The organism is Escherichia sp. Marseille-Q3837 (assembly GCF_916618735.1).
Taxonomy (GTDB): Bacteria; Pseudomonadota; Gammaproteobacteria; order Enterobacterales; family Enterobacteriaceae; genus Escherichia; species Escherichia ruysiae.
The window spans coordinates 57471-79884 of sequence record NZ_CAKAKC010000001.1; the positions used below are offsets into that span (position 1 = coordinate 57471).

Genomic DNA, 22414 nt, shown 5'->3' on the forward strand with positions numbered 1-22414 from the left:
TCAACGCATTACTGCCTGAGAACGTTAATTACTGCCAAACATGTCCTTGATCCAGCCTGCTACGCCGTCGCTGTCTTTCTGCTCCTGTTGCGCAGGTTGCTGCGGCTGAGAAGACTGATCAAACGGATTGCCCGACGGCTGCTGTTGAATCTCGCTTTGCTGGCACAACGAATCAGGATCGCTGGTCCATACTGGCAAGGTTCTCATACCACCGCTGCAAACAAAGTTACCGTCGTAGTCCACGCCCATATCCACAATATCTTCCGGCGGTACAAGATTCAGCGGCGTTGGCGTCTGGTTCGCCAGATAACGCTGGTAAATCGACATCGCCCCACTGGCGCCATACAGTTTAGTTGGCTGGTTGTTATCGCGGCCAACCCAGGTGATGGTCACCGTGCTGCCGTCAATGCCCGCAAACCAGGTATCAACGTTGTTGTTGGTAGTCCCTGTTTTCCCTGCCAGATGCAGATTTGGATATTTCGCCCCAAGCTGACGACCCGTACCGCGTTGTACAACCTGCTGCATGGTCCACAATGTCAGATACGCCGCCTGCGCCGGAACAGCGCGTTCCGCCTGCGGGAAACTCTGATAGAGCACTTTACCATCTTCAGCAATCACTGAACGCAGTGCAGAAAGCGGTGCGCGGTTACCTCCGCTGGCGATAGTCTGGAATGCCTGCGCCACTTCGATTGGCGTTAAGTTCAACGCCCCCAGTAACATAGCCGGAACCGGATTCAGCTGATCTTTCGGCACGCCCAGCTTAATCCAGGTGTCCGTAACCGCAGGCAGCCCCAGCGCCATCCCCAGATTTACCGTTGGCACGTTCATAGAACGGGTCAACGCATCCACCAGCATCACTCTGCCGCTTTCGCTATAGCGACGATCATCGTTCTGCGGTGACCAGACCTGACCGTTCGGCTGGCGCAGCGCGATGGGGGCGTCGGCAATCCACGTGTTCAGACGATAGATTTTCGGCTGGCTTAAGGCCGTCAGATAAGTCGCTGGTTTTGCCAGTGAACCAATCGAACGACGCGCCTGCATCGCACGGTTATAACCCGCAAACTGCGGTTCCGAACCACCGACCATGGCACGAACCTCACCGCTAAAGCGGTCAACAACCACAATCGCCGTTTCCAGATCACTTAACTTACGCTGTTTCTTCAGTGCCGGAATACCTTCCACGGCAGCTTTTTCTGCCGCGTCCTGAGCCACCGAGTCAAAGGTTGTGAAGATCTTCACGCCGGAGAGATCTTTCACTTTATCGCCCAGTTTCGCCTGCAGCTCCTGACGTACCAGTTGCATAAAAGCAGGCTGTGGAGAGATTACCCCACCGCGCGGCTGAACGCCCAGCGGACGCGCGCTCAACATGTCGTAGAGTTCTTGATCAATAATCTGCTGTTGTTGCAGCAATCGCAGCACCAGATTACGTCGCTCCAGTGCCAGTTTTGGGTTACGCCACGGGTTGTAAATTGACGCGCCTTTCACCATACCGACTAACAGCGCCTGCTGGTCAAGGCTCAACTCTTCCACCGGACGACCAAAGTAGTACAGGCTCGCCAGCGGGAAACCACGGATTTCGTTGTCACCGCTCTGACCGAGATACACCTCGTTCATATACAGCTCAAGAATGCGGTCTTTGCTGTAACGCGCATCCATGATCAGCGCCATATAAGCTTCGTTCGCTTTACGCCAGTAAGAACGCTCACTGGAAAGGAACAAGTTTTTCACCAACTGTTGCGTCAGCGTACTCGCACCCTGCACCGTGCGACCTGCGGTCAGATTTGCCAGCACCGCACGTCCGATGGAGTAGAGACTGATCCCATCATGCTCGTAGAAATGGCGGTCTTCTGTCGCCAGCAAAGTATCCACCAGCAAATCAGGGAAACCACTGCGCGGCACAAACAAACGCTGCTCACCGTTTGGCGAGGAGATCATGGTGATCAGACGCGGATCAAGACGGAAGAAACCGAACTGACGGTTGTTCTCCATATTGACGATCGTCGCCAGATGATCGCCATCAAAGGTCAGACGCGCACGCACCTGCCCTTCTTTACTATCCGGGAAATCAAACGGACGGCGGATCATCTCAATGCTGTTAGCCTGCACGGTAAATTCGCCAGGACGGGTCATCTTCGACACCTGACGATATTGGGTCGCCTCTAACAGTTTCACCATCTCGTTCTTGCTGATAGTCATGTCTGGCTCAAGGTTTACCATCCGACCATAAACTGCCGCTGGCAATTGCCAGACCTTGCCATCAATACGGCTGCGAATTTTTTGATCGAGATAAACCCCGTAAACGGCGATTAACACCGCAAATACGATGCCCAGTTTCAGTAGCAGCCAGAGCCAGCCGCGTTTACCACGAGGCTTACGCCCTTTGCCCTTACCTTTGCGCGGCATCGGTTCTTCATCCTCATAGTCATCATAATCATCGTCATCTTCGTAACGACGACGGCTTACCTTTTGTTTGACAGGACGCGTCGGTTTCCCTTTGCGTCCAATTGGCTCGCGGTCATTCCCGGCCATACTTTTTCTCCGCAATATTCAGGCGCAAAAGCCCGATTTTCTGTTCTTCCGTTGCAAGACAGAAGAAGATATCTCTCAAAATTGCTTTTCTCCCTCTCCCTGTGGGAGAGGGCCGGGGTGAGGGCATCAGCGCGCACATTACCCCTCACCCTATCCCTCTCCCCATAGGGGCGAGGGGACTGCCCATACCCGTTTTACGAATACTTTTTCGTCCGGCGCGTCGGCGCGGTGTTGGCGGGGTCATCCGGCCAGACATGTTTGGGATAACGCCCTTTCATCTCTTTTTGCACTTCGCGATACGCCCCCTGCCAGAAGGCGCTTAAATCACGCGTGATTTGCAGCGGCCTTTGGGCGGGTGAAAGCAACTCCAGCACCAGCGGCACGCGCCCCTGGGCAATCGTCGGATTGGTGGCCTCGCCAAACATCTCCTGCATTCTCACCGCCAGCGCAGGAGGGTTATCTTCATGATAACGAATGGCGATCCGGCTTCCCGTCGGCACAGTGTAATGCGCAGGAAGTTCACTATCCAGCCGTTGCTGCATTCCCCAATCAAGTAATCCGCGCAGCGCCTGGTAAATATCGAGTGATTTCAGGCCACGCAGTGAATGTACACCGCTCATATGTGGCAACAACCACGCTTCCAGCGTCGCCAGCAAATTTGCCTCATCAACCGCTGGCCAGTCATATTCCGGTAGCCACTTCGCAGCACACAGCAAACGCAAACGTAGCTGTTCCGCTTCCGGTGTCCAGTTAAGTACACTGAGACCTTTATCGCGAATACCGTTGAGCATTGCATGATGTAATTCATCTTCCGACGGTTTCGCCAGCGGCTGTACTTTTACTGTGAGCTGACCAATCTGCAACCGACGCCAGGCTTTTAGTGTGCCTTGCACATCGTCCCATTCAACGGTATCAGACTGCCGTAATAGCTGCGGACAACGCTGTATTAACTCATCGATATCGACCGGTAGCGCCAGTAAAATTCGCGCATCCGGCGAGGCGCTGCCCTGCAATAATAACGGTGCGACCAGCCATTCATGGCGGCTTAAGGCATCATCGGTGTCCAGCATCGCTCCCATGCCGTTCGCCAGCTGATAGCGCCCTTCTTGCCCACGACGACGAGCAATGCGATCGGCAAACGCCTCAGCAAGTAACGGCGCGATAAGCGAACTGTCTGCCTCGCCGCCACGCACATTTAAGCGTTTTAATAGCTGTTGACTGCGTTGCTGCCAGGCCGGTTGATTGCACGAAAACGCCACACCCAGATCGCTATTCCCCATCCGTGGCGGCTCTTCGAGAATGGCAGCAATTTTTGCGGCGGTTGCGGCTTCGTCGTCGCTCTTCGCGCTCACCAGCATTGCCGCTAAACGTGGATCGTTACCCAGTGTCGCCATTTTTTGCCCTTGCGCACTAAGCCGTTCGCCGTCCAGTGCCCCCAGCATCCCTAACAGGCGTTTCGCGGCCTGTAGATTCACCGCTGGCGGTTGATCAAGCCAACTCATCTGCGCCGGATCGCTGCATCCCCATTGCAGTAATTCCATCAGCAAGCCGGAGAGATCGCTTTGTAAGATCTCCGGTTCACTTTGCGCGGCAGCGCGTTCTGCTTGTTCTTTGGCGATTAAATGCAGACAGATACCCGGTTCCAGACGCCCGGCACGCCCGGCGCGTTGCGTCATTGATGCCTGACTAACGCGTTGAGTAATCAATCGCGTAAGCCCCGTGCGCGGATCAAAGCGCGCTACACGCTCCTGGGCACAATCCACCACCAGGCGAATACCTTCGATGGTTAAACTGGTTTCAGCGATATTGGTTGCCAGCACCACTTTACGCATTCCTTGCGGTGCCGGAAGGATCGCTTTTCGCTGATCGTTCAGCGACAACGCGCCATACAGCGGGCAGAGCAACACATCACTGCCGATGCGCGAAGACAGTTGTTCCTGAACGCGCTGAATTTCTCCGACGCCGGGTAAAAATAAGAGTAATGATCCGCTTTCCTGACGCAGCAATTCGGCGGTAGCAACCGCGACAGCCTCGTCAAAGCGTTGATGTGTGGACAACGGCAAATAGCGACGTTCTACTGGATACGAACGTCCTTCGGAAACAATAACCGGCGCTTGCGGCAGCATTTGTTGCAAACGATCGTTATCCAGCGTGGCCGACATAATGAGCAGTTTTAAGTCATCGCGCAGCCCTTGTTGCACGTCCAGCAATAGTGCCAGCGCCAAATCCGCCTGCAAGCTACGCTCGTGAAATTCATCGAGGATCACCATACCGACGCCGCTCAGCTCTGGGTCGCGTTGGATCATGCGCGTCAGCACGCCTTCCGTAACCACTTCCAGTCGGGTATTCGGCCCCACGCAGTTTTGCGCACGCATCCGGTAGCCAACCGTGTCACCAGGCTTTTCGTTAAGCAGCTCCGCCAGTCGTTGCGCAACGTTACGTGCCGCCAGACGCCGTGGCTCCAGCAGGATAATTTTTCCGTTAATGCCTGGATGCGCCAGCAGTTGCAGCGGCAACCAGGTCGATTTCCCGGCTCCGGTCGGCGCGCTTAATAACACCTGCGGTGCGGTATCGAGAGCAGCAAGTAATTCAGGTAAGACGGCAGCAACGGGCAACGACGACACAAAACGCTCCTGAGGGTTAACATTCTTCGCGCCACATTGTAGCATCGCGGTAATTCATAACCGAGTACCTCACATGTCTGAACCGCAACGGCTGTTCTTTGCCATCGACTTACCCGCAGAAATTCGCGAGCAGATTATCCACTGGCGCGCCGCACAATTTCCGCCTGAAGCCGGGCGTCCGGTTGCCGCCGAAAATTTGCATCTGACGCTGGCGTTTTTAGGCGAAGTGAGCGCAGAGAAAGAGAAGGCGCTTTCTCTTTTAGCCGGACGGATTCGTCAACCGGGATTCACTCTGACGCTTGATGACGCCGGTCAGTGGCTGCGTTCGCGCGTGGTGTGGTTAGGGATGCGCCAGCCACCGCGCGGCTTAATCCAGTTAGCCAATATGCTCCGTTCGCAGGCCGCCCGCAGTGGTTGTTTTCAAAGCAATCGACCGTTTCATCCGCATATCACCTTATTGCGCGACGCCAGCGAGGCGGTGACAATCCCGCCGCCAGGTTTTAACTGGTCATATACGGTGACGGAGTTCACTCTTTACGCCTCCTCGTTTGCCCGTGGGCGTACACGCTACACGCCGCTAAAACGCTGGACACTGACGCAATAACAAGGGTTGTCACAATGAAATTTTCACCCCCTCTACAACGCGCCACGCTGGTTCAGCGTTATAAACGCTTTTTAGCTGATGTGATCACACCCGATGGTCGCGAATTAACGCTACACTGCCCTAATACTGGTGCGATGACCGGTTGTGCAACGCCTGGCGATACCGTCTGGTATTCCACTTCCGACAACACAAAACGGAAATATCCGCACACCTGGGAATTGACCCAAAGCCAAAGCGGTGCATTTATTTGCGTCAATACACTTTGGGCAAACAGATTGACGAAAGAGGCTATCCTCAATGGGGATATTTCGGAACTGTCAGGCTATAGCTCGCTGAAAAGCGAAGTAAAATACGGCGCCGAGCGCAGTCGTATTGACTTCATGTTACAGGCGAGGTTTCGACCTGACTGCTATATTGAAGTGAAATCGGTTACGTTAGCGGAAAATGAACAGGGATACTTTCCCGATGCAGTCACTGAACGAGGTCAGAAACATCTTCGGGAGTTGATGAGCGTAGCAGCTGAAGGTCAGCGTGCAGTGATTTTTTTTGCCGTGCTGCATTCAGCCATTACACGGTTTTCACCCGCGCGCCACATCGATGAGAAATACGCGCAACTATTGTCAGAGGCTCAACAAAAGGGGGTGGAAATTCTGGCTTATAAAGCGGAACTTTCTGCTGAAGGCATGGCTCTTAAAAAATCACTGCCGGTTACATTGTAGTAAAGTAAGTAACTGGTTAATTTACATTCTGGTCGCGTGCGCAAATACGCTTTTCCTCACACAGTTGTCAAGTGTTACGTTTAGATAATTGCTATCCGGAAAAGCATCTGCTATTTATAGCGGCCTCATTTTTCCCCCGAACATGGGGATCGATAGTGCGTGTTAAGGAGAAGCAACATGCAAGAAGGGCAAAACCGTAAAACATCGTCCCTGAGTATTCTCGCCATCGCTGGGGTGGAACCATATCAGGAGAAGCCGGGCGAAGAGTATATGAATGAAGCCCAGCTGGCGCACTTCCGTCGTATTCTGGAAGCATGGCGTAATCAACTCAGGGATGAAGTCGATCGCACCGTTACACATATGCAGGATGAAGCAGCCAACTTCCCGGATCCGGTAGACCGTGCAGCCCAAGAAGAAGAGTTCAGCCTCGAACTGCGTAACCGCGATCGCGAGCGTAAGCTGATCAAAAAGATCGAGAAGACGCTGAAAAAAGTGGAAGACGAAGATTTCGGCTACTGCGAATCCTGCGGTGTTGAAATTGGTATTCGTCGTCTGGAAGCGCGCCCGACAGCCGATCTGTGCATCGACTGCAAAACGCTGGCTGAAATTCGCGAAAAACAGATGGCTGGCTAATTACAGCCGTTCCATCACGTTTACCACAGGCGGGAAATGCTCCCGCCTTATTTTTTGTTCAACGAGATGACAGACACACACTATATTGGTCGCTTCGCCCCCTCTCCTTCCGGCGAGCTTCATTTTGGCTCTCTGATTGCCGCGCTTGGCAGTTATCTACAGGCACGCGCCCGGCAAGGTCGCTGGCTGGTTCGTATTGAAGATATCGACCCGCCTCGTGAAGTTCCCGGTGCCGCAGAGACAATCCTGCGCCAGCTGGAACATTACGGTCTGCACTGGGACGGCGATGTTCTCTGGCAATCGCAACGTCATGACGCCTATCACGAAGCACTCGCCTGGTTACGTGAGCAAGGGCTAAGTTATTACTGCACCTGTACGCGTGCGCGTATTCACAGCATTGGCGGTATTTACGACGGTCATTGCCGTGAATTACATCATGGTTCAGAAAACGCCGCAGTACGCATCCGCCAGCAGCATCCGGTCACCCAGTTTACCGATCAGTTGCGCGGTATTATTCACGCCGACGAAAAACTGGCGCGGGAAGATTTTATTATTCATCGCCGTGATGGTTTGTTCGCCTATAACCTGGCGGTGGTGGTTGACGATCACTTCCAGGGCGTGACAGAAATTGTCCGTGGCGCAGATTTGATCGAACCGACGGTGCGACAAATCTCGCTGTACCAGCTTTTTGACTGGCAAGTGCCAGATTACATTCATTTGCCGCTGGCACTTAACGCACAAGGCGCTAAACTTTCCAAGCAGAATCATGCGCCTGCGTTACCGAAAGGCGATCCGCGCCCGGTGTTAATCGCCGCGCTTCAATTTTTGGGTCAGCAGACAGAAACACACTGGCAGGATTTCAGCGTCGAGCAAATCCTTCAGTCAGCCGTCAAAAACTGGCGGCTTACCGCCGTGCCTGAGTCGGCAATTGTAAATTCAACATTCTCAAATGCGTCATGCTGAGCTATGATTAGCCGCTATTTTTTTGTCCTGAATGATGTTTGACACTACCGAGGTGTACTATTTTTACCCGAGTCGCTAATTTTTGCCGCAAGGTGCTAAGCCGCGAGGAAAGCGAAGCTGAACAGGCTGCCGCCCGTCCCCAGGTAACGGTGATCCCGCGTGAGCAACATGCTATCTCCCGCAAAGATATCAGTGAAAATGCCCTGAAGGTAATGTACAGGCTCAATAAAGCGGGATACGAAGCCTGGCTGGTTGGCGGCGGCGTGCGCGACCTGTTACTTGGCAAAAAGCCGAAAGATTTTGACGTGACCACCAACGCTACGCCTGAGCAGGTGCGTAAACTATTCCGTAACTGCCGCCTGGTGGGTCGCCGTTTCCGTCTTGCTCATGTGATGTTTGGCCCGGAGATTATCGAAGTCGCAACCTTCCGTGGACACCACGAAGGTAACGTCAGCGACCGCACAACCTCCCAACGCGGGCAAAACGGCATGTTGCTACGCGACAACATTTTCGGTTCCATCGAAGAAGACGCCCAGCGCCGCGATTTCACTATCAACAGCCTGTATTACAGCGTCGCGGATTTTACCGTTCGCGATTACGTTGGCGGCATGAAGGATCTGAAAGACGGCGTTATCCGTCTGATTGGTAATCCGGAAACGCGCTACCGTGAAGATCCGGTACGGATGCTGCGCGCGGTACGTTTTGCTGCAAAACTGGGGATGCGCATCAGCCCAGAAACCGCAGAACCGATCCCCCGCCTCGCTACCTTATTGAACGATATTCCTCCGGCACGCCTGTTTGAAGAGTCTCTTAAACTGCTACAAGCGGGATACGGTTACGAAACCTATAAACTGCTGTGTGAATATCATCTGTTCCAGCCGCTGTTCCCGACCATTACCCGTTACTTCACGGAAAATGGCGACAGTCCGATGGAGCGCATTATTGAGCAGGTACTGAAGAATACCGACACGCGTATCCATAACGATATGCGTGTGAACCCGGCGTTCTTGTTTGCCGCCATGTTCTGGTATCCGCTGCTGGAGACGGCACAGAAGATCGCTCAGGAGAGTGGCCTGACCTATCACGACGCTTTCGCACTGGCGATGAACGATGTGCTGGACGAAGCCTGCCGTTCACTGGCGATCCCGAAACGTCTTACTACCTTAACGCGCGACATCTGGCAGCTACAGTTGCGTATGTCTCGTCGTCAGGGTAAACGTGCGTGGAAGCTGCTGGAGCATCCTAAGTTCCGTGCGGCTTACGACCTGTTGGCCTTGCGAGCTGAAGTTGAGCGTAACGCTGAACTGCAACGTCTGGTGAAATGGTGGGGTGAGTTCCAGGTTTCCGCGCCGCCGGATCAAAAAGGGATGCTTAACGAACTGGACGAGGAACCGTCAACGCGTCGTCGTACTCGTCGCCCACGCAAACGCGCGCCGCGTCGTGAGGGCACCGCATGACAGTGGCGTATATTGCCATAGGCAGCAATCTGGCCTCTCCACTGGAGCAGGTCAATGCTGCCGTGAAAGCAATCGGTGATATCCCTGAAAGCTGCATTCTTGCCGTTTCTTCGTTTTACCGCACCCCTCCGCTGGGGCCGCAGGATCAACCTGATTACCTCAACGCCGCCGTGGCGCTGGAAACCGCACTCGCGCCCGAAGAGTTACTCAATCACACACAGCGTATTGAATTGCAGCAAGGTCGCGTCCGTAAAGCCGAACGCTGGGGGCCGCGCACGCTCGATTTAGACATTATGTTGTTTGGCAATCAGGTGATTAACACCGAGCGCCTGACCGTTCCGCACTACGATATGAAAAATCGTGGATTTATGCTGTGGCCGCTGTTTGAGATTGCGCCGGAATTAATTTTCCCTGATGGAGAGACATTGCAAAGTTTATTAACGAGCAATGCTTCTTGTCCCTTACCACGCTGGTAATCACCCTCCCCTTTCTAATTATTCAAGCTAGTATGCGTAGTGAAATACGCATCAGTAATCTGGTTCTTGCCTCTGATATGCCAGTCATAATCTTTATGGTTAAAATTCCTTTCTTCTTTTAGATAATTAAGATCAAAAAAAAGTGAGATCCCCCCAAGAAAGGCACAAATGGGCAAAAAAAACACATGAAAATTAACGTATATATTAATAATATTAAACTTTATATTAAGATAATCTAATATGTAAATACAGAAAAACTAATGCATACAAAATGACACACTAAAATATATATATAATAAAAATGACACACCACAATCAATCACAAGAAAAATAATAAAATTAAAAAATCAATGAGTTAACAATCAAGCCCCCCCTTATAAACACTCTTATACTCACCTAACCGCTTGCTCTAAAATAAATAGCTATTCAAATGATGAATGCAAGTGAAGGTAAATCAATAAATCACCCCAAATCATTCACACCATCAATTTTTATTTTCATCCTTATATTGCTAGTCTCTGCCGCGTTTTTGGAAGACGTAGAATAACAATAAATTAATATTTGTTATTGATTCGTCTCTCTTTTTTTATGGAGAATTTTAATGAACAAAAAGCTACTTGCCATCGTATTAGCAGCATCTTCCCTTTCAGCCGGTTCAGTAATGGCTGGTGTTGACGGTGGGCAGTTGAATATCGGTGGTTTTGTTACCGCTGGTACTTGTGTAACGACAATAAATGGTGGCGGTAAAGACGTTACGGTTATGCTACAGACTGCACAAATTGCTGATGTCCCGGCAATGAGCAAAACTGCTGCAGGTGGGTTCCCGGAAGATATTAATATTAAAGTTGATTGTGCGACAGGTAATGCAACGGCTCAAAACGCAGTCATGAGTTTCAGTTCTATGTACCATAACTCTAACCAGGGTACTTTGAGTAATGACGGCTCAGTTCAGGATCCAGCAGGTAATGTCGATATCGCTCTGCACCATGTAAATAATACTGGAGCACTGAATCTGGTCGAAGTGAATAACCCGAGCAACCAGATCACTGAAGCATTCGACACCACCACTCATGTTGCGAACTTCCATTTAAAAGCATCTTATGTGAAGTCTGATGCTAATGCCACCGTGACCTCTGGTCATGTGAAAACTAACAGCACCTATACCTTAACTTACAATTAATTTTTATTAGAGTTGAATTAATTGTATTAAGAGGCTGTGCTTGCAGCCTCTTATTTATGATTTTGCGTTTTTCAAGGAGAGAAGAGATGCAGATTTATCAGAAAATTATTCCGCTATTACTTGCAAGTACTTTATCTGTTTTCGCATCAGTTGCGCAGGCTGATATTGTCATTAACGGAACACGTGTTATTTATAAAGAAAAAGACAAGAATGTCACTATGCGCCTGGAAAATAAAGGCTCGCACCCATTACTGGTCCAGTCATGGCTGGATACGGGTGACGATAATGCCGATCCGGCGACCATTAAAGTTCCGTTTAACGCTACCCCCCCGGTTTCACGCATCGACCCGAAACGCGGTCAGACAGTGACAATCACCTATACGAATAGCCAGACGTTACCAAAAGATCGCGAAAGTGTCTTTTGGTTTAATGTGCTGGAAGTACCGCCTAAAGTAAAAGATAAAGAAGCTGAAAATAAAAATCTTCTGCAACTGGCTTTCCGTACGCGCATTAAATTATTTTACCGACCGGAGGGGTTAAGTGGTGATCCATTTACGGCGCCATCCCAATTAAAATGGCAATGGAGCGGTAATAAAATCAAAGTAACTAACCCTACTCCATACTATGTCTCATTTTCAGCCGTTGATGTTGTATCAGGCACAAAGTCTTATGTTGTAAATACTTCTATGATAGCTCCAAATAGCAATAGCGATTTTAGTGTGCAAGGGCTACAAACATCTATAGGCGGCGCAAAATTACGCTATTCAGCAATTAGTGATTATGGCAGTGAAATTAAAGGTGAAAGCAATCTTTAAACCTGATTTTATTGATGATTTTTTTGCGATGCGAGTATAAAAAAAAAGATGGCTCATTGTAAATTAACAAGGATCGCTATTATCTTCTCCTGCATTTATGCCCAAAGCACGAATGCAACAGAGACGATTGAGTACGACCCAAGCTTTCTCATGGGCTCTTCCGCCAGAGGAATAGACTTATCGCGCTATTCTGATGGCAACCCGGCAATGCCTGGAAATTATGACGTAAAAGTTTACGTCAATAATATTTCCGCCAGCAGCCAGAACATCGAAATGATTGATGTGGGCAAGAGAAACGCCGAAGCCTGTATTTCGCGAAAAATACTGAGTCAGCTTCATATAAAACAACCTGATCTCCGGGACGGAGAAGCAGTATTACAAAAACGCAATGAAAGCGCAGATGATTGCCTTGATATCGCAAAAGCTATTCCACAGTCACAGGTTTATTTCGATACTAACGATCAAAAACTGGAACTGACAGTTCCGCAAGTCTGGATCATGCGTAATTATCAGGGCTATGTTGATCCTTCACTATGGGAGGATGGTATAAATGCAGCCATGCTCTCCTATCGTATGAATGCCTGGCGCAACACGCAGCATAACGACGAAAACCAGACTTTTTATACCGCCTTCAATACCGGTATTAACCTCGGAAACTGGCATCTGAGAAGCAACGGTAACTACAGTTGGCAGCAGGATATTGGCAGCAATCTGGATTTCCAGAACAGCTATCTTCAGCGTGAACTGCCATTTATTCGCTCACAATTAGTGGTCGGGGAAACCTATACAACCGGGGAAACTTTCGACTCCGTTAGTATAAAAGGGGTACGCCTGTATAGCGACGACCGCATGTTGCCACCGTCAATGACCGGATTTGCGCCTGTTATCCGTGGTGTTGCTAACAGCAACGCTAAGGTTACCGTAACACAGGGCGGCTACAAAATTTATGAAGGCACCGTTCCTCCGGGTGAGTTCGCCATCGACGATATTTCCCCTTCCGGCTACGGCAACGACCTGTTAGTCACTATCGAGGAAGCAGATGGTTCGCGTCGCACTTTCTCTCAACCCTTCTCGTCCGTTATTCAGATGCTGCGCCCTGGCGTGGGTCGCTGGGATATCAGCGGCGGGCAGATTGATCGCGACGATCTTCGCGATGATTACAATCTTCTACAAGGTACATGGTATTACGGCATTAACAACACCTTTACTGGCTACACCGGCATTCAACTCACCGATGCTGACTACCAGGCCTTCCTGTTAGGGGTCGGGGTAAACACGTCAATTGGCGCCGTGTCGTTTGATGTGACGCAATCTCAGGCCAGGATATATGAGGACAAGACCTACACAGGGCAGAGCTACCGTGTTTCATGGAACAAAATGTTTAATGAAACCAATACGTCTTTAAATCTTGCCGCTTATCGCTACTCCACCAGCAACTACCTGGGGCTCAATGACGCACTGAATCTACAGGATGATGCCAAACATCTACCCGCCAATGAACGGCAAACGATGAACACGTACCAGCGTCTACGCAACCAGTTTACGATCAGCCTCAACCAACCGTTGAAATTTAAAGAGATAGATTATGGTTCTTTTTATCTGAACGGTAGCTGGACAGATTACTGGGGCGGAAGCAGCAGCCGGAGCTACTACTCAATGGGCTACAGCAAAGGGACGGATTGGGGCTCCTGGAGTGCTTCCATTCAGCGTACCTGGAATGAAGATGGCGAGCAGGATGATAGTTTCTATCTGAGCGTCAGCCTTCCTATCGAAAAATTGTTTGGTGGTAAACGACGTGAAAGTGGCTTCCAGTACGTTGACGCACGAATGAACACCGACTTTAACGGCAGCCACGCTTTCAGCGCCAGCACCAACGGTGCCAGCGGTGATGGTAAATACAGCTACAGCGTGAGTACTGATTACATCATCAATAAAAACAGTACCGATCTGGCTGATATCGGGGGCTACATAAGTTACGAATCTCCCTGGGGAACGTTGTCTGCTTCCGCAAGTGCAGATACTGACAGTAACCGTCAGATGTCATTAAGCACTGACGGCGGTTTTGTTCTGCATCAGGGAGGGGTTACGTTTTCTGGCGACAGCTTCAGCGACAGCGATACATTGGTTCTGGTAAAAGCCCCTGGCGCTGCAGGCGCACGAATAAACTATGGTAACAATACCATCGATCGCTGGGGATATGGCATCTCCTCATCCGCATCGCCTTACAAGGAAAATAACATCAGCCTGGATATTAAAGGGCTGGAAAACGATGTCGAGCTAAAAAGTACCAGTTCCCGCACCGTACCGCGCTACGGTGCTATCACACTGACCAACTTTGAAACTGACCAGGGGCGCTCAGCAATGGTGACCCTACACCGCAATGACGGCCAGCCATTGCCGTTTGCCGCAGATGTCACCGATGAACAAGGTAATGTCCTTGGTTATATCGGCCAGGGTAACCGGGCCTTTATCAGAGGTATAGAAGATAAAGGGGTGTTGCGGGTGAACTGGTTCGATGAGAACAGACAAGCTCAGCATTGCCTTGCTCATTATCAGGTTCCGATGACAGCTACTGAAGAAAGTGGCAACCGGTCCCTGTTGTTGGATAACGTACTGTGTACGGTATCTGTGACTCGCTAAATCCGCAAATTTTGGAAAAGCTATGAGACGGAAAAGTATTCCCTTTGCTTTAGGCGCACTTATGCTAACCGCTCCGGTGTTCGCTGTTGATGTCGATGTAAAGTTCATCGCCACAATCGTACAGCCAACCTGTGATATGTCGGTGATCCCCTATGGCGGTTCAAACATCAGTAATGCAGGAACGAACGCCTATAAGCTAACTATTCCCGATATTCGTCTCGATCAATTGCGTGCTAAAGGTGCCGAGAGCCAGGCAAACTTTACATTGAAGCCTGCTAACTGTAATGGGCTTACAGGACTGAAAACGACAATAAAAGCGGAAAAAACATCTACCGAACAACCCGTGTTAGCCATACCGTCTTCAGCCACTGGCAAGGCCTCAAACATTGGCGTTGCTTTCCGCCGCCAGTCATCATCGGACGATGTCTACTTTGGCTTAAATAATAACACCACCATTGTATGGACGGCCGATGAAATGAGTAAAGGATTAAACTTAAGCGCAGCGATGCGTGAAGTTACGCCAAATACTGGCACGATCGGCCCATTTGATGCCAAAGTCACGTTTAATTTCACCTATGAGTAACGGGGTAATCTAATGAAAAGAGTAAAATTAGCCTGGTGTGTCGCGAGTGTTTTGACCTGCGCTACTCTTGGTATCAACCCAGTGCAAGCGACCGTTGACGCATTAGATTTGACTATTGTTACCAATATCACCGCCGGGACCTGTAAAGTTGAGCTGCAGGACACGGGTAGTGCAAAGATTGACACCGTCAATTTCCAGAACGTCTATATTCCCGAAGTGATCAGCAAAGCAAAGGTGCAAAAATTCCAGTTGGCATTTAGCGGCTGTGATGGTCTGCCACAGAATCAGGCGGTATTTACCCTAAGCCCGGGAAATGGCGCAACTTGTGATGGCAACGGCAATGGGAAAGCATTTGCTAACGCCGCATCGACCAACAAAGCGGAAGCGGTAGCCGTCGAAGTTTGGGACTCTGCGACACCAGACAGTGGTAAGCAAATCGAGTGTAAAGCTAAAAACTCGACCACTGTGAACATGACGAATAATGCCAAAGTGTTTCCGCTTAGCGCACGGTTGGTACGCGATAGTGGCAAAGCAGATACTGACGTCAGAGCCGGTGATTTTAACACCCCTGCGGTGTTTAACATCACTTACCAGTAAATTTTGACGTAGCCAGTGCAAAAGTGATGTTATGAAAAGACATAATTTATTTGCCGCTTTAACGATAAACATAGCCTTGATGTGTTCCGCCGCCTATGCGGAGCTTAATGTTGATTTTAATGCTAAAGTTCTCAGCTCAACTTGCAAAATGGAAATCGACAATAACGGTATCATTAATTTAGCCACTGTAGGGCTGGATTATTTCGCCAACAGCACGACAGCGGAACAATATTATACGGGCGGCAAAAACTTCTCCATTCTGTTATCTGGTTGTTCCGGTACAGCATTAACCGGAACAAAACAGTTGCACTTGGACTTTAAACCCAGAACGGGCTCTTTTGCACCTGGCTCATCGCAGATATTCCCAAACGAGGACATCAACGGAGCCAGTAATATCGGAATAGTCATTTTTTCGGTTAATGACAGTAATAATAAGTTTAATGTCTGGTCTCCTGCAGGAGTTTCCCGGTCTGTATACACTATCGACGCCGATAAAATGAATGACTCACGCTGGAATTTTTATACCAGAATGCAAAAAGTCAATAACGCTGCCAGCGTTGGTAGTGGCAAAGTGACAACCAGCGTACTGGTCGATGCATGGTACGAATAACCAGCGTAAGGAAATGGAAAAATCAGGATGGAACCTATGATTTTAACACAATTAGAAATTCTCAATGAGCAGGTGCAATTGACAAGCACAATTTCACTATCGCCTGGACGAACGCCTCAGGTTAGCTATGCCAGCTATTCTTTAGTAAGACAATTTATTATGCACTCATACAACAAACATATTTAAAGGAGTGAATATGAAAACATCTTCACATATTATTTTTTTTAGTATTCTTTTTTTGTTTAGTTCTGTTTGTTACGCAAAAATTGATTTTATTGTGGGTGCCGGCGCGACTCCACCAGACAGAGATGGTCGCGTAAATTTTATGTATCCGGGAAATAATAGTCTGGTGTTTTATCGCCCGAAATCGTTGGGGCCTACTGGGGTACAATTATACTGGGAGGGGCAGGATACTGCTTCTAATGGTGTTCTTTATTGTACAGCACATAAGAGCGCCTCTGGTGGCCCGATGACGATACGAAATGCAATGGTCGACTCCGGACTCTCTTATGGCGGACATAAATTATTCAAAACATCTGTTACCGGACTTTATTACACATTAAAAATTTCAGCTATATGGTCAGCTTATAATACAAGAGCAGATGTTTCTGAAATATATATCGGGGATACAGAAGCGCAAAAATTTCACTTTGTATTCCATGACGCCGATATGGAAAGAAGATGTAAAGACATGGATAATAACTATCCACAATTTTGGGGATTAGGAGGAATATTCCAGACTTTTACCGTTGAATTTTATACAGATGCCACGTTTGCGCCTACAGCAACCCAAAATATCACATTACTGAGCACAAGTGATTATATTTATCGTTTTAAAGCCGAAGACGCCGGCTCAGCGATCCAGGGATACAGCGGACCTATCTATATCAACTTTAATTTAAGTAATGTAAAACTATCGCTTCCTACATGTTTTTCTTCAGTTGTAACAGGTGATACCGTCCAGAACTCAACTGTCGCATTGGGGAGCTACGAAGTCAGTCAAATTAAAAATGGCGCAACGCCTGTGCCCTTTCAGATAACATTGCAAAACTGTATTCGAGTACAAAATATTGAAACCAAAATGACCTCTGCAAAAATAGGGCAACAGAATAAAAAGTTACTCGCCAATACTCTGCAAGGTAACGGTGCAGCAGAGGGCGTCGGCGTACTTATTGAAGGCTTAAAAAACAGTGTTAATGGAAAAATGGTTCTTGAGCCTAATGTAGGAACGTCTGTTTATAAAGCGTATGAAAGCGAGATTGATTCATCAGGGGGGATTTACCCCGGAAAAGGTCAAGGCACAACACAGCCCCTTGAATTTCAGGCGACATTGAAGCAAGACGGGAATAGTACGATAAAAGCAGGCGATTTCGAAGCCACCGGCAGATTCCAGATTACCTACCCTTGACAAGCCAAACACATCGTCAGGCAACTGACGATGTGACCCACTAAAACGATTGCCCCCCTTAATACGACTGATAGAATGCCAACAGATCTGACATTAGCCATCAGGACACGTTATGAAACCAACTACCATTTCCCTGCTGCAAAAATGTAAACAGGAAAAAAAACGCTTCGCCACCATCACTGCTTACGACTATAGCTTTGCAAAATTGTTTGCCGACGAAGGAATTAACGTCATGCTGGTGGGGGATTCCCTTGGAATGACGGTTCAGGGCCATGACTCCACCCTCCCTGTCACTGTGGAAGATATCGCCTACCACACTGCCGCCGTTCGTCGCGGTGCGCCAAACTGTCTGCTGCTGGCTGACCTGCCATTTATGGCTTATGCCACTCCTGAACAAGCATTTGAAAACGCCGCAACTGTCATGCGCGCGGGTGCGAATATGGTCAAAATCGAAGGCGGTGCCTGGCTGGTAGAAACAGTTCAAATGCTGACCGAACGCGCAGTTCCTGTTTGTGGGCATTTGGGCTTAACGCCACAGTCAGTGAATATTTTCGGTGGTTATAAAGTGCAAGGGCGTGGCGATGCAGGCGACCGTTTACTTAATGACGCCTTAGCCTTAGAAGCCGCTGGGGCACAGTTGCTGGTGCTGGAATGCGTACCGGTTGAGCTGGCAAAACGTATTACCGAGGCGCTGGCGATTCCGGTTATCGGTATTGGCGCGGGGAATGTAACCGACGGACAAATCCTCGTGATGCACGACGCATTCGGCATAACCGGTGGTCACATACCTAAATTCGCCAAAAATTTCCTTGCCGAAGCGGGCGACATCCGCGCTGCTGTACGGCAGTATATGGCTGAAGTGGAGTCCGGCGCTTATCCGGGCGAAGAACACAGTTTCCATTAAGGAGTCACGTTGTGTTAATTATCGAAACTCTGCCGCTGCTGCGTCAGCAAATCCGCCGCCTGCGTATGGAAGGCAAGCGTGTGGCGCTGGTGCCTACCATGGGTAACCTGCACGATGGTCATATGAAGCTGGTCGATGAAGCGAAAGCCCGCGCCGATGTGGTCGTCGTCAGTATTTTCGTTAACCCGATGCAGTTCGATCGCCCGGAAGATCTGGCTCGCTATCCACGCACCTTGCAGGAAGACTGCGAGAAGTTGAATAAACGTAAAGTGGATCTGGTTTTCGCTCCATCAGTAAAAGAGATCTACCCGAACGGTACAGAAACCCACACCTATGTTGATGTTCCCGGTCTTTCCACCATGCTGGAAGGTGCCAGCCGCCCAGGGCATTTCCGTGGCGTTTCGACCATCGTCAGCAAACTGTTCAACCTTGTCCAGCCGGACATCGCCTGCTTCGGTGAAAAAGATTTTCAGCAACTGGCGCTGATCCGCAAAATGGTTGCCGATATGGGCTTTGATATTGAGATTGTCGGTGTGCCGATTATGCGCGCGAAAGACGGTCTGGCGCTCAGTTCCCGTAATGGTTATCTGACGGCAGAACAACGCAAAATTGCGCCAGGCCTGTACAAGGTTTTAAGTTCGATTGCCGACAAATTGCAGGCTGGAGAGCGGGATCTCGATGAAATTATTGCCATTGCCGGGCAAGAACTGAATGAAAAAGGTTTCCGCGCCGATGATATTCAGATTCGTGATGCTGACACGTTGCTGGAAGTCACTGAAAACAGTAAACGCGCCGTGATTCTGGTAGCCGCCTGGCTTGGCGACGCTCGCCTGATCGACAATAAAATGGTCGAACTGGCGTAATACTTAACTGGCGCTACGGCTGATGGCGCCAGTTATTCATTTGCCCACGTCATGGCGATGACGTCTGTAAGCGATTATTCATATCGCAGGCAACTTAGTTAATCAGCTTATCAATCTCGGCAAGAGGTAAATTTGCCATCTCTGCAACGTCTTCCCGAGACATTCCTTTACTCAGAAGACGATGGGCCATCTTCTCAATTCCCTGCTGAATCCCCTTCTCAATTCCCTTCTCAATCCCCTTCTCTTCAAACCACTGCGCCAACGTCATCATAGACTCCCCTCCCGATTCCCTGTCTCTCACCACACCGTAAAACAAATCCGCTTGTTCAGTATGACCGCGTTGCAGCATATAGTTTTGCATGGCAACTAACTGACTTCCGCTAGTGTACCCTTCGTCAATCAGCGTGACCAGTTGCTCCAGCAATAACATTAAGTCACGCTGGCGAATATGTTTTTGCAGCAGTTCGAGGATCGCAATCCGCCGATGTTGCATGATCTCGTCATCCGGCGTGATGGTGATATCCACCAGCGGGTAAGGCGTGGACTCGCCCTGATAAAACAGAATCGGCACCACCAGCGGCAGCTTATCGTGGTCAGCCTCCAGATGTCGGTGCATGGCGGCAATAGAGTAGCGCATCATGCGAAAGGCCATTTTTTTGTCCGGCTTGCTTTGATGTTCAATCACGACATACAGATAGCCGGGATTACCCAGCATTTGCACAGAATAGAGCACGTCGGTGCTGTGCCCTTTCAGGCTTTCTTCGATGAAACTCCCCGACTCCAGATGCAGCGTGTTGAGATCGCAGATCTCACGCAATTCCTCAGGCAGGTGTATGTCGAGGAAGTCGCGAGCGGTATCCGCATGCATTAAAAATTGTTTAAACACCGCGTCATGCGGCGTGGTACTTGGTGCGTCCATCTTACCTGCCTTCCGTGTTGTCTTGCGTGAAGGCAGTATCCAGTCAAGGCGCGCAGTCGTCAGCCGCCTCTTTGTTGTTTACCGAGCTGCGTTCAGAGAAATTTCAATCGGTTACAGGCGTTGCATGGCGGGCTTCGGCGCGGTACGCAAACTGCTGATGCAAATGCCGTCAGATGAGTAGACACTAAACAAAAATCGGGCAATACTGCGTGAGAATTTTCTCAAAGCAGGCTCCGCCTGCTTCGTTAACGACAGGGTAGAAAGGTAGAAGTTATGATTCGCACGATGCTGCAGGGCAAACTCCACCGCGTGAAAGTGACTCATGCGGACCTGCACTATGAAGGTTCTTGCGCCATTGACCAGGATTTTCTTGACGCAGCCGGTATTCTCGAAAACGAAGCCATTGATATCTGGAATGTCACCAACGGCAAGCGTTTCTCCACCTACGCCATCGCGGCAGAGCGCGGTTCGAGAATTATTTCTGTCAACGGCGCGGCGGCTCACTGCGCCAGCGTCGGCGATATTGTCATCATCGCCAGCTTCGTCACTATGCCAGATGCCGAAGCCCGCACCTGGCGCCCCAACGTTGCCTACTTTGAAGGCGACAACGAAATGAAACGTACCGCGAAAGCGATCCCGGTTCAGGTTGCCTGATAATCATCCCTGCGGCTGGTTACTCACCAGCCGCGACATCGTCTCCAGCGAATCCGTTCTTAAGATATAAAGCCGTTTTAGCAACAAGGGATTATCCCCCGGTTTTACTTTACCTTTCATGGTCGTCACCGCCAGATGAAACCCGGCATCATTTGCCGCTTTAACCGCTTTGTCATTAAATCCGCCAAACGGATAAGAAAGATACAATACATGCGGATTAAATTGCGTCAGCGCCCGACGTGAACGTTCAAAATCAAACAAAATATTATGCTCACTGCGGCTAAGTAATATGGGTCGGCGATAACCATCAACCCGATGTAAAAAATGGGTATGTGACTGGAAATCAAAAACATCGCTGACATCATGCAGTTCAGAAATACTCATAAACTGTAATGACTGTGGATTCCATTTTTGTGGATGGCGTTTAATACGCGAGGTAATAATAAATGCCGTCGCCTTCATACCGTATTGTTTCAGAATGGGGTATGCATAACGACTCACCGATTTCAAACCATCATCAAACGTTAGCACAACCGCGCGAGCGGGGAGATTCATCGAATTACGCAGATATCCTTCCAGTTGATACAAGGTCAACGTGGTATATCCCCTGTCACGCAACCAGGTCATCTGGTTATTGAATGCACGTACCGACGTTGTGGTCGACGTATGGCGAAAACGGGTATTCTCTTCATCGCGTAAAATATGATGGTAGGTCAATACAGGAATACCGTTATCCTGCTGCGCATCCAGCGCGCTGATATAGGCCAGTCGTTCGCCAATACGAATTTGATACCAGGTTTGATTCAGGCGATCTTTCAATTTACTGATAATGGGATAACGCAAGTTATCGGCCAGCACGCCAAATGGCGCACTGCTTGCATCGGGCGCGTTATATACCGGCGTATCTTTCCAGGTAATAAGATTTTGGTTGCTCAGTGGTTTATTCAGATCACCCAGACCATCTTCAACTTTTTGCCGCCCTTGTACAGGTTCAAGATGACCTTTATCAATATACCCCGTAGCAAAACCAAAATTGAATTCATAATAGTCGGCTGTGGTTGGGATGACCGAAATAATCTGCCCGGCACGAATGTTACCGACGGTTACCGTGTTGTCGCCAATTTTTCCCCAGATAGTCGCATCCTGAGTGGTTTGCATATAACGCGTGGGAAGTGCTGCGCTGACAGCAGATGAAACCAGCAGCACCAGGAAAATTATCTTTTTAATCATGAGGAA

At 49.5% G+C, this 22414-nt stretch carries 20 protein-coding genes; 16 read left to right on the forward strand and 4 right to left on the reverse strand.

The window, feature by feature from the left end; genetic code table 11:
- Positions 1 to 24: 24 nt before the first annotated feature.
- Positions 25 to 2529: a bifunctional glycosyl transferase/transpeptidase gene (gene mrcB, locus LG381_RS00275; protein WP_000918200.1), complete on the reverse strand. Its 2505-nt coding sequence runs from the start codon at positions 2527 to 2529 to the stop codon at positions 25 to 27.
- A 194-nt stretch (positions 2530 to 2723) separates the two neighbouring features.
- Positions 2724 to 5153, reverse strand: a complete 2430-nt coding sequence (gene hrpB, locus LG381_RS00280) for an ATP-dependent helicase HrpB (protein ID WP_225761890.1) — start codon at positions 5151 to 5153, stop codon at positions 2724 to 2726.
- Between the two features lie 73 nt (positions 5154 to 5226).
- On the opposite strand from hrpB, the gene thpR reads away from it, so the two are divergent.
- From thpR to panC, 15 genes are all read left to right on the forward strand, one after another.
- On the forward strand, positions 5227 to 5757 hold the full coding sequence (gene thpR / locus LG381_RS00285) for an RNA 2',3'-cyclic phosphodiesterase (protein ID WP_001294672.1): 531 nt from the start codon (positions 5227 to 5229) through the stop codon (positions 5755 to 5757).
- 14 nt (positions 5758 to 5771) lie between these two features.
- Entirely contained in the window at positions 5772 to 6476 is a 705-nt protein-coding gene (sfsA, locus tag LG381_RS00290) for a DNA/RNA nuclease SfsA (protein WP_000672746.1), read from the forward strand.
- Positions 6477 to 6653: 177 nt separating this feature from the next.
- On the forward strand, positions 6654 to 7109 hold the full coding sequence (dksA, locus tag LG381_RS00295; protein WP_001155227.1) for an RNA polymerase-binding protein DksA: 456 nt from the start codon (positions 6654 to 6656) through the stop codon (positions 7107 to 7109).
- Between the two features lie 66 nt (positions 7110 to 7175).
- Positions 7176 to 8072, forward strand: coding sequence for a tRNA glutamyl-Q(34) synthetase GluQRS (gene gluQRS / locus LG381_RS00300; RefSeq protein WP_225761891.1), 897 nt, complete (start codon positions 7176 to 7178; stop codon positions 8070 to 8072).
- A 59-nt stretch (positions 8073 to 8131) separates the two neighbouring features.
- Complete coding sequence (gene pcnB / locus LG381_RS00305; RefSeq protein WP_204116109.1) at positions 8132 to 9529, forward strand: polynucleotide adenylyltransferase PcnB; 1398 nt, start codon at positions 8132 to 8134, stop codon at positions 9527 to 9529.
- Positions 9526 to 10005 carry a 2-amino-4-hydroxy-6-hydroxymethyldihydropteridine diphosphokinase gene (gene folK / locus LG381_RS00310; RefSeq protein WP_000215154.1) on the forward strand — a complete coding sequence of 160 codons (480 nt, stop codon included), beginning with the start codon at positions 9526 to 9528 and terminating at the stop codon, positions 10003 to 10005. The genes pcnB and folK overlap by 4 nt, the downstream gene beginning before the upstream one ends.
- 601 nt (positions 10006 to 10606) lie before the next feature.
- A complete protein-coding gene (locus LG381_RS00315; protein ID WP_001035567.1) occupies positions 10607 to 11185 on the forward strand; it encodes a fimbrial protein in 579 nt (192 codons plus the stop codon).
- Positions 11186 to 11271: 86 nt separating this feature from the next.
- Positions 11272 to 12000 carry a fimbrial chaperone gene (locus LG381_RS00320; protein ID WP_225761892.1) on the forward strand — a complete coding sequence of 243 codons (729 nt, stop codon included), beginning with the start codon at positions 11272 to 11274 and terminating at the stop codon, positions 11998 to 12000.
- 48 nt (positions 12001 to 12048) lie between these two features.
- Positions 12049 to 14640 carry an outer membrane usher protein gene (locus tag LG381_RS00325; protein WP_225761893.1) on the forward strand — a complete coding sequence of 864 codons (2592 nt, stop codon included), beginning with the start codon at positions 12049 to 12051 and terminating at the stop codon, positions 14638 to 14640.
- Between the two features lie 22 nt (positions 14641 to 14662).
- Complete coding sequence (locus LG381_RS00330; RefSeq protein ID WP_024165102.1) at positions 14663 to 15223, forward strand: fimbrial protein; 561 nt, start codon at positions 14663 to 14665, stop codon at positions 15221 to 15223.
- A 12-nt stretch (positions 15224 to 15235) separates the two neighbouring features.
- Positions 15236 to 15820 (forward strand): hypothetical protein, encoded by a 585-nt coding sequence (locus tag LG381_RS00335; protein WP_000832274.1) that lies wholly within the window; start codon positions 15236 to 15238, stop codon positions 15818 to 15820.
- Positions 15821 to 15851: 31 nt separating this feature from the next.
- Positions 15852 to 16430, forward strand: a complete 579-nt coding sequence (locus tag LG381_RS00340; RefSeq protein ID WP_024165103.1) for a fimbrial-like protein — start codon at positions 15852 to 15854, stop codon at positions 16428 to 16430.
- Between the two features lie 196 nt (positions 16431 to 16626).
- Positions 16627 to 17838, forward strand: a complete 1212-nt coding sequence (locus tag LG381_RS00345; protein ID WP_085460334.1) for a fimbrial-like adhesin — start codon at positions 16627 to 16629, stop codon at positions 17836 to 17838.
- Between the two features lie 112 nt (positions 17839 to 17950).
- Positions 17951 to 18742: a 3-methyl-2-oxobutanoate hydroxymethyltransferase gene (gene panB / locus LG381_RS00350; RefSeq protein WP_000805494.1), complete on the forward strand. Its 792-nt coding sequence runs from the start codon at positions 17951 to 17953 to the stop codon at positions 18740 to 18742.
- Positions 18743 to 18753: 11 nt separating this feature from the next.
- A complete protein-coding gene (panC, locus tag LG381_RS00355) occupies positions 18754 to 19605 on the forward strand; it encodes a pantoate--beta-alanine ligase (RefSeq protein ID WP_222680662.1) in 852 nt (283 codons plus the stop codon).
- Between the two features lie 94 nt (positions 19606 to 19699).
- Here panC and LG381_RS00360 read toward each other — a convergent pair whose 3' ends face one another.
- Complete coding sequence (locus LG381_RS00360) at positions 19700 to 20524, reverse strand: Rpn family recombination-promoting nuclease/putative transposase (protein ID WP_225761894.1); 825 nt, start codon at positions 20522 to 20524, stop codon at positions 19700 to 19702.
- Positions 20525 to 20797: 273 nt separating this feature from the next.
- Between LG381_RS00360 and panD the strand changes: the two genes are divergently transcribed.
- Positions 20798 to 21178 (forward strand): aspartate 1-decarboxylase, encoded by a 381-nt coding sequence (gene panD / locus LG381_RS00365; RefSeq protein WP_000621508.1) that lies wholly within the window; start codon positions 20798 to 20800, stop codon positions 21176 to 21178.
- A gap of 3 nt (positions 21179 to 21181) precedes the next feature.
- Here panD and LG381_RS00370 read toward each other — a convergent pair whose 3' ends face one another.
- Positions 21182 to 22408, reverse strand: a complete 1227-nt coding sequence (locus tag LG381_RS00370; RefSeq protein ID WP_225761895.1) for a polysaccharide deacetylase family protein — start codon at positions 22406 to 22408, stop codon at positions 21182 to 21184.
- Positions 22409 to 22414: the final 6 nt, after the last annotated feature.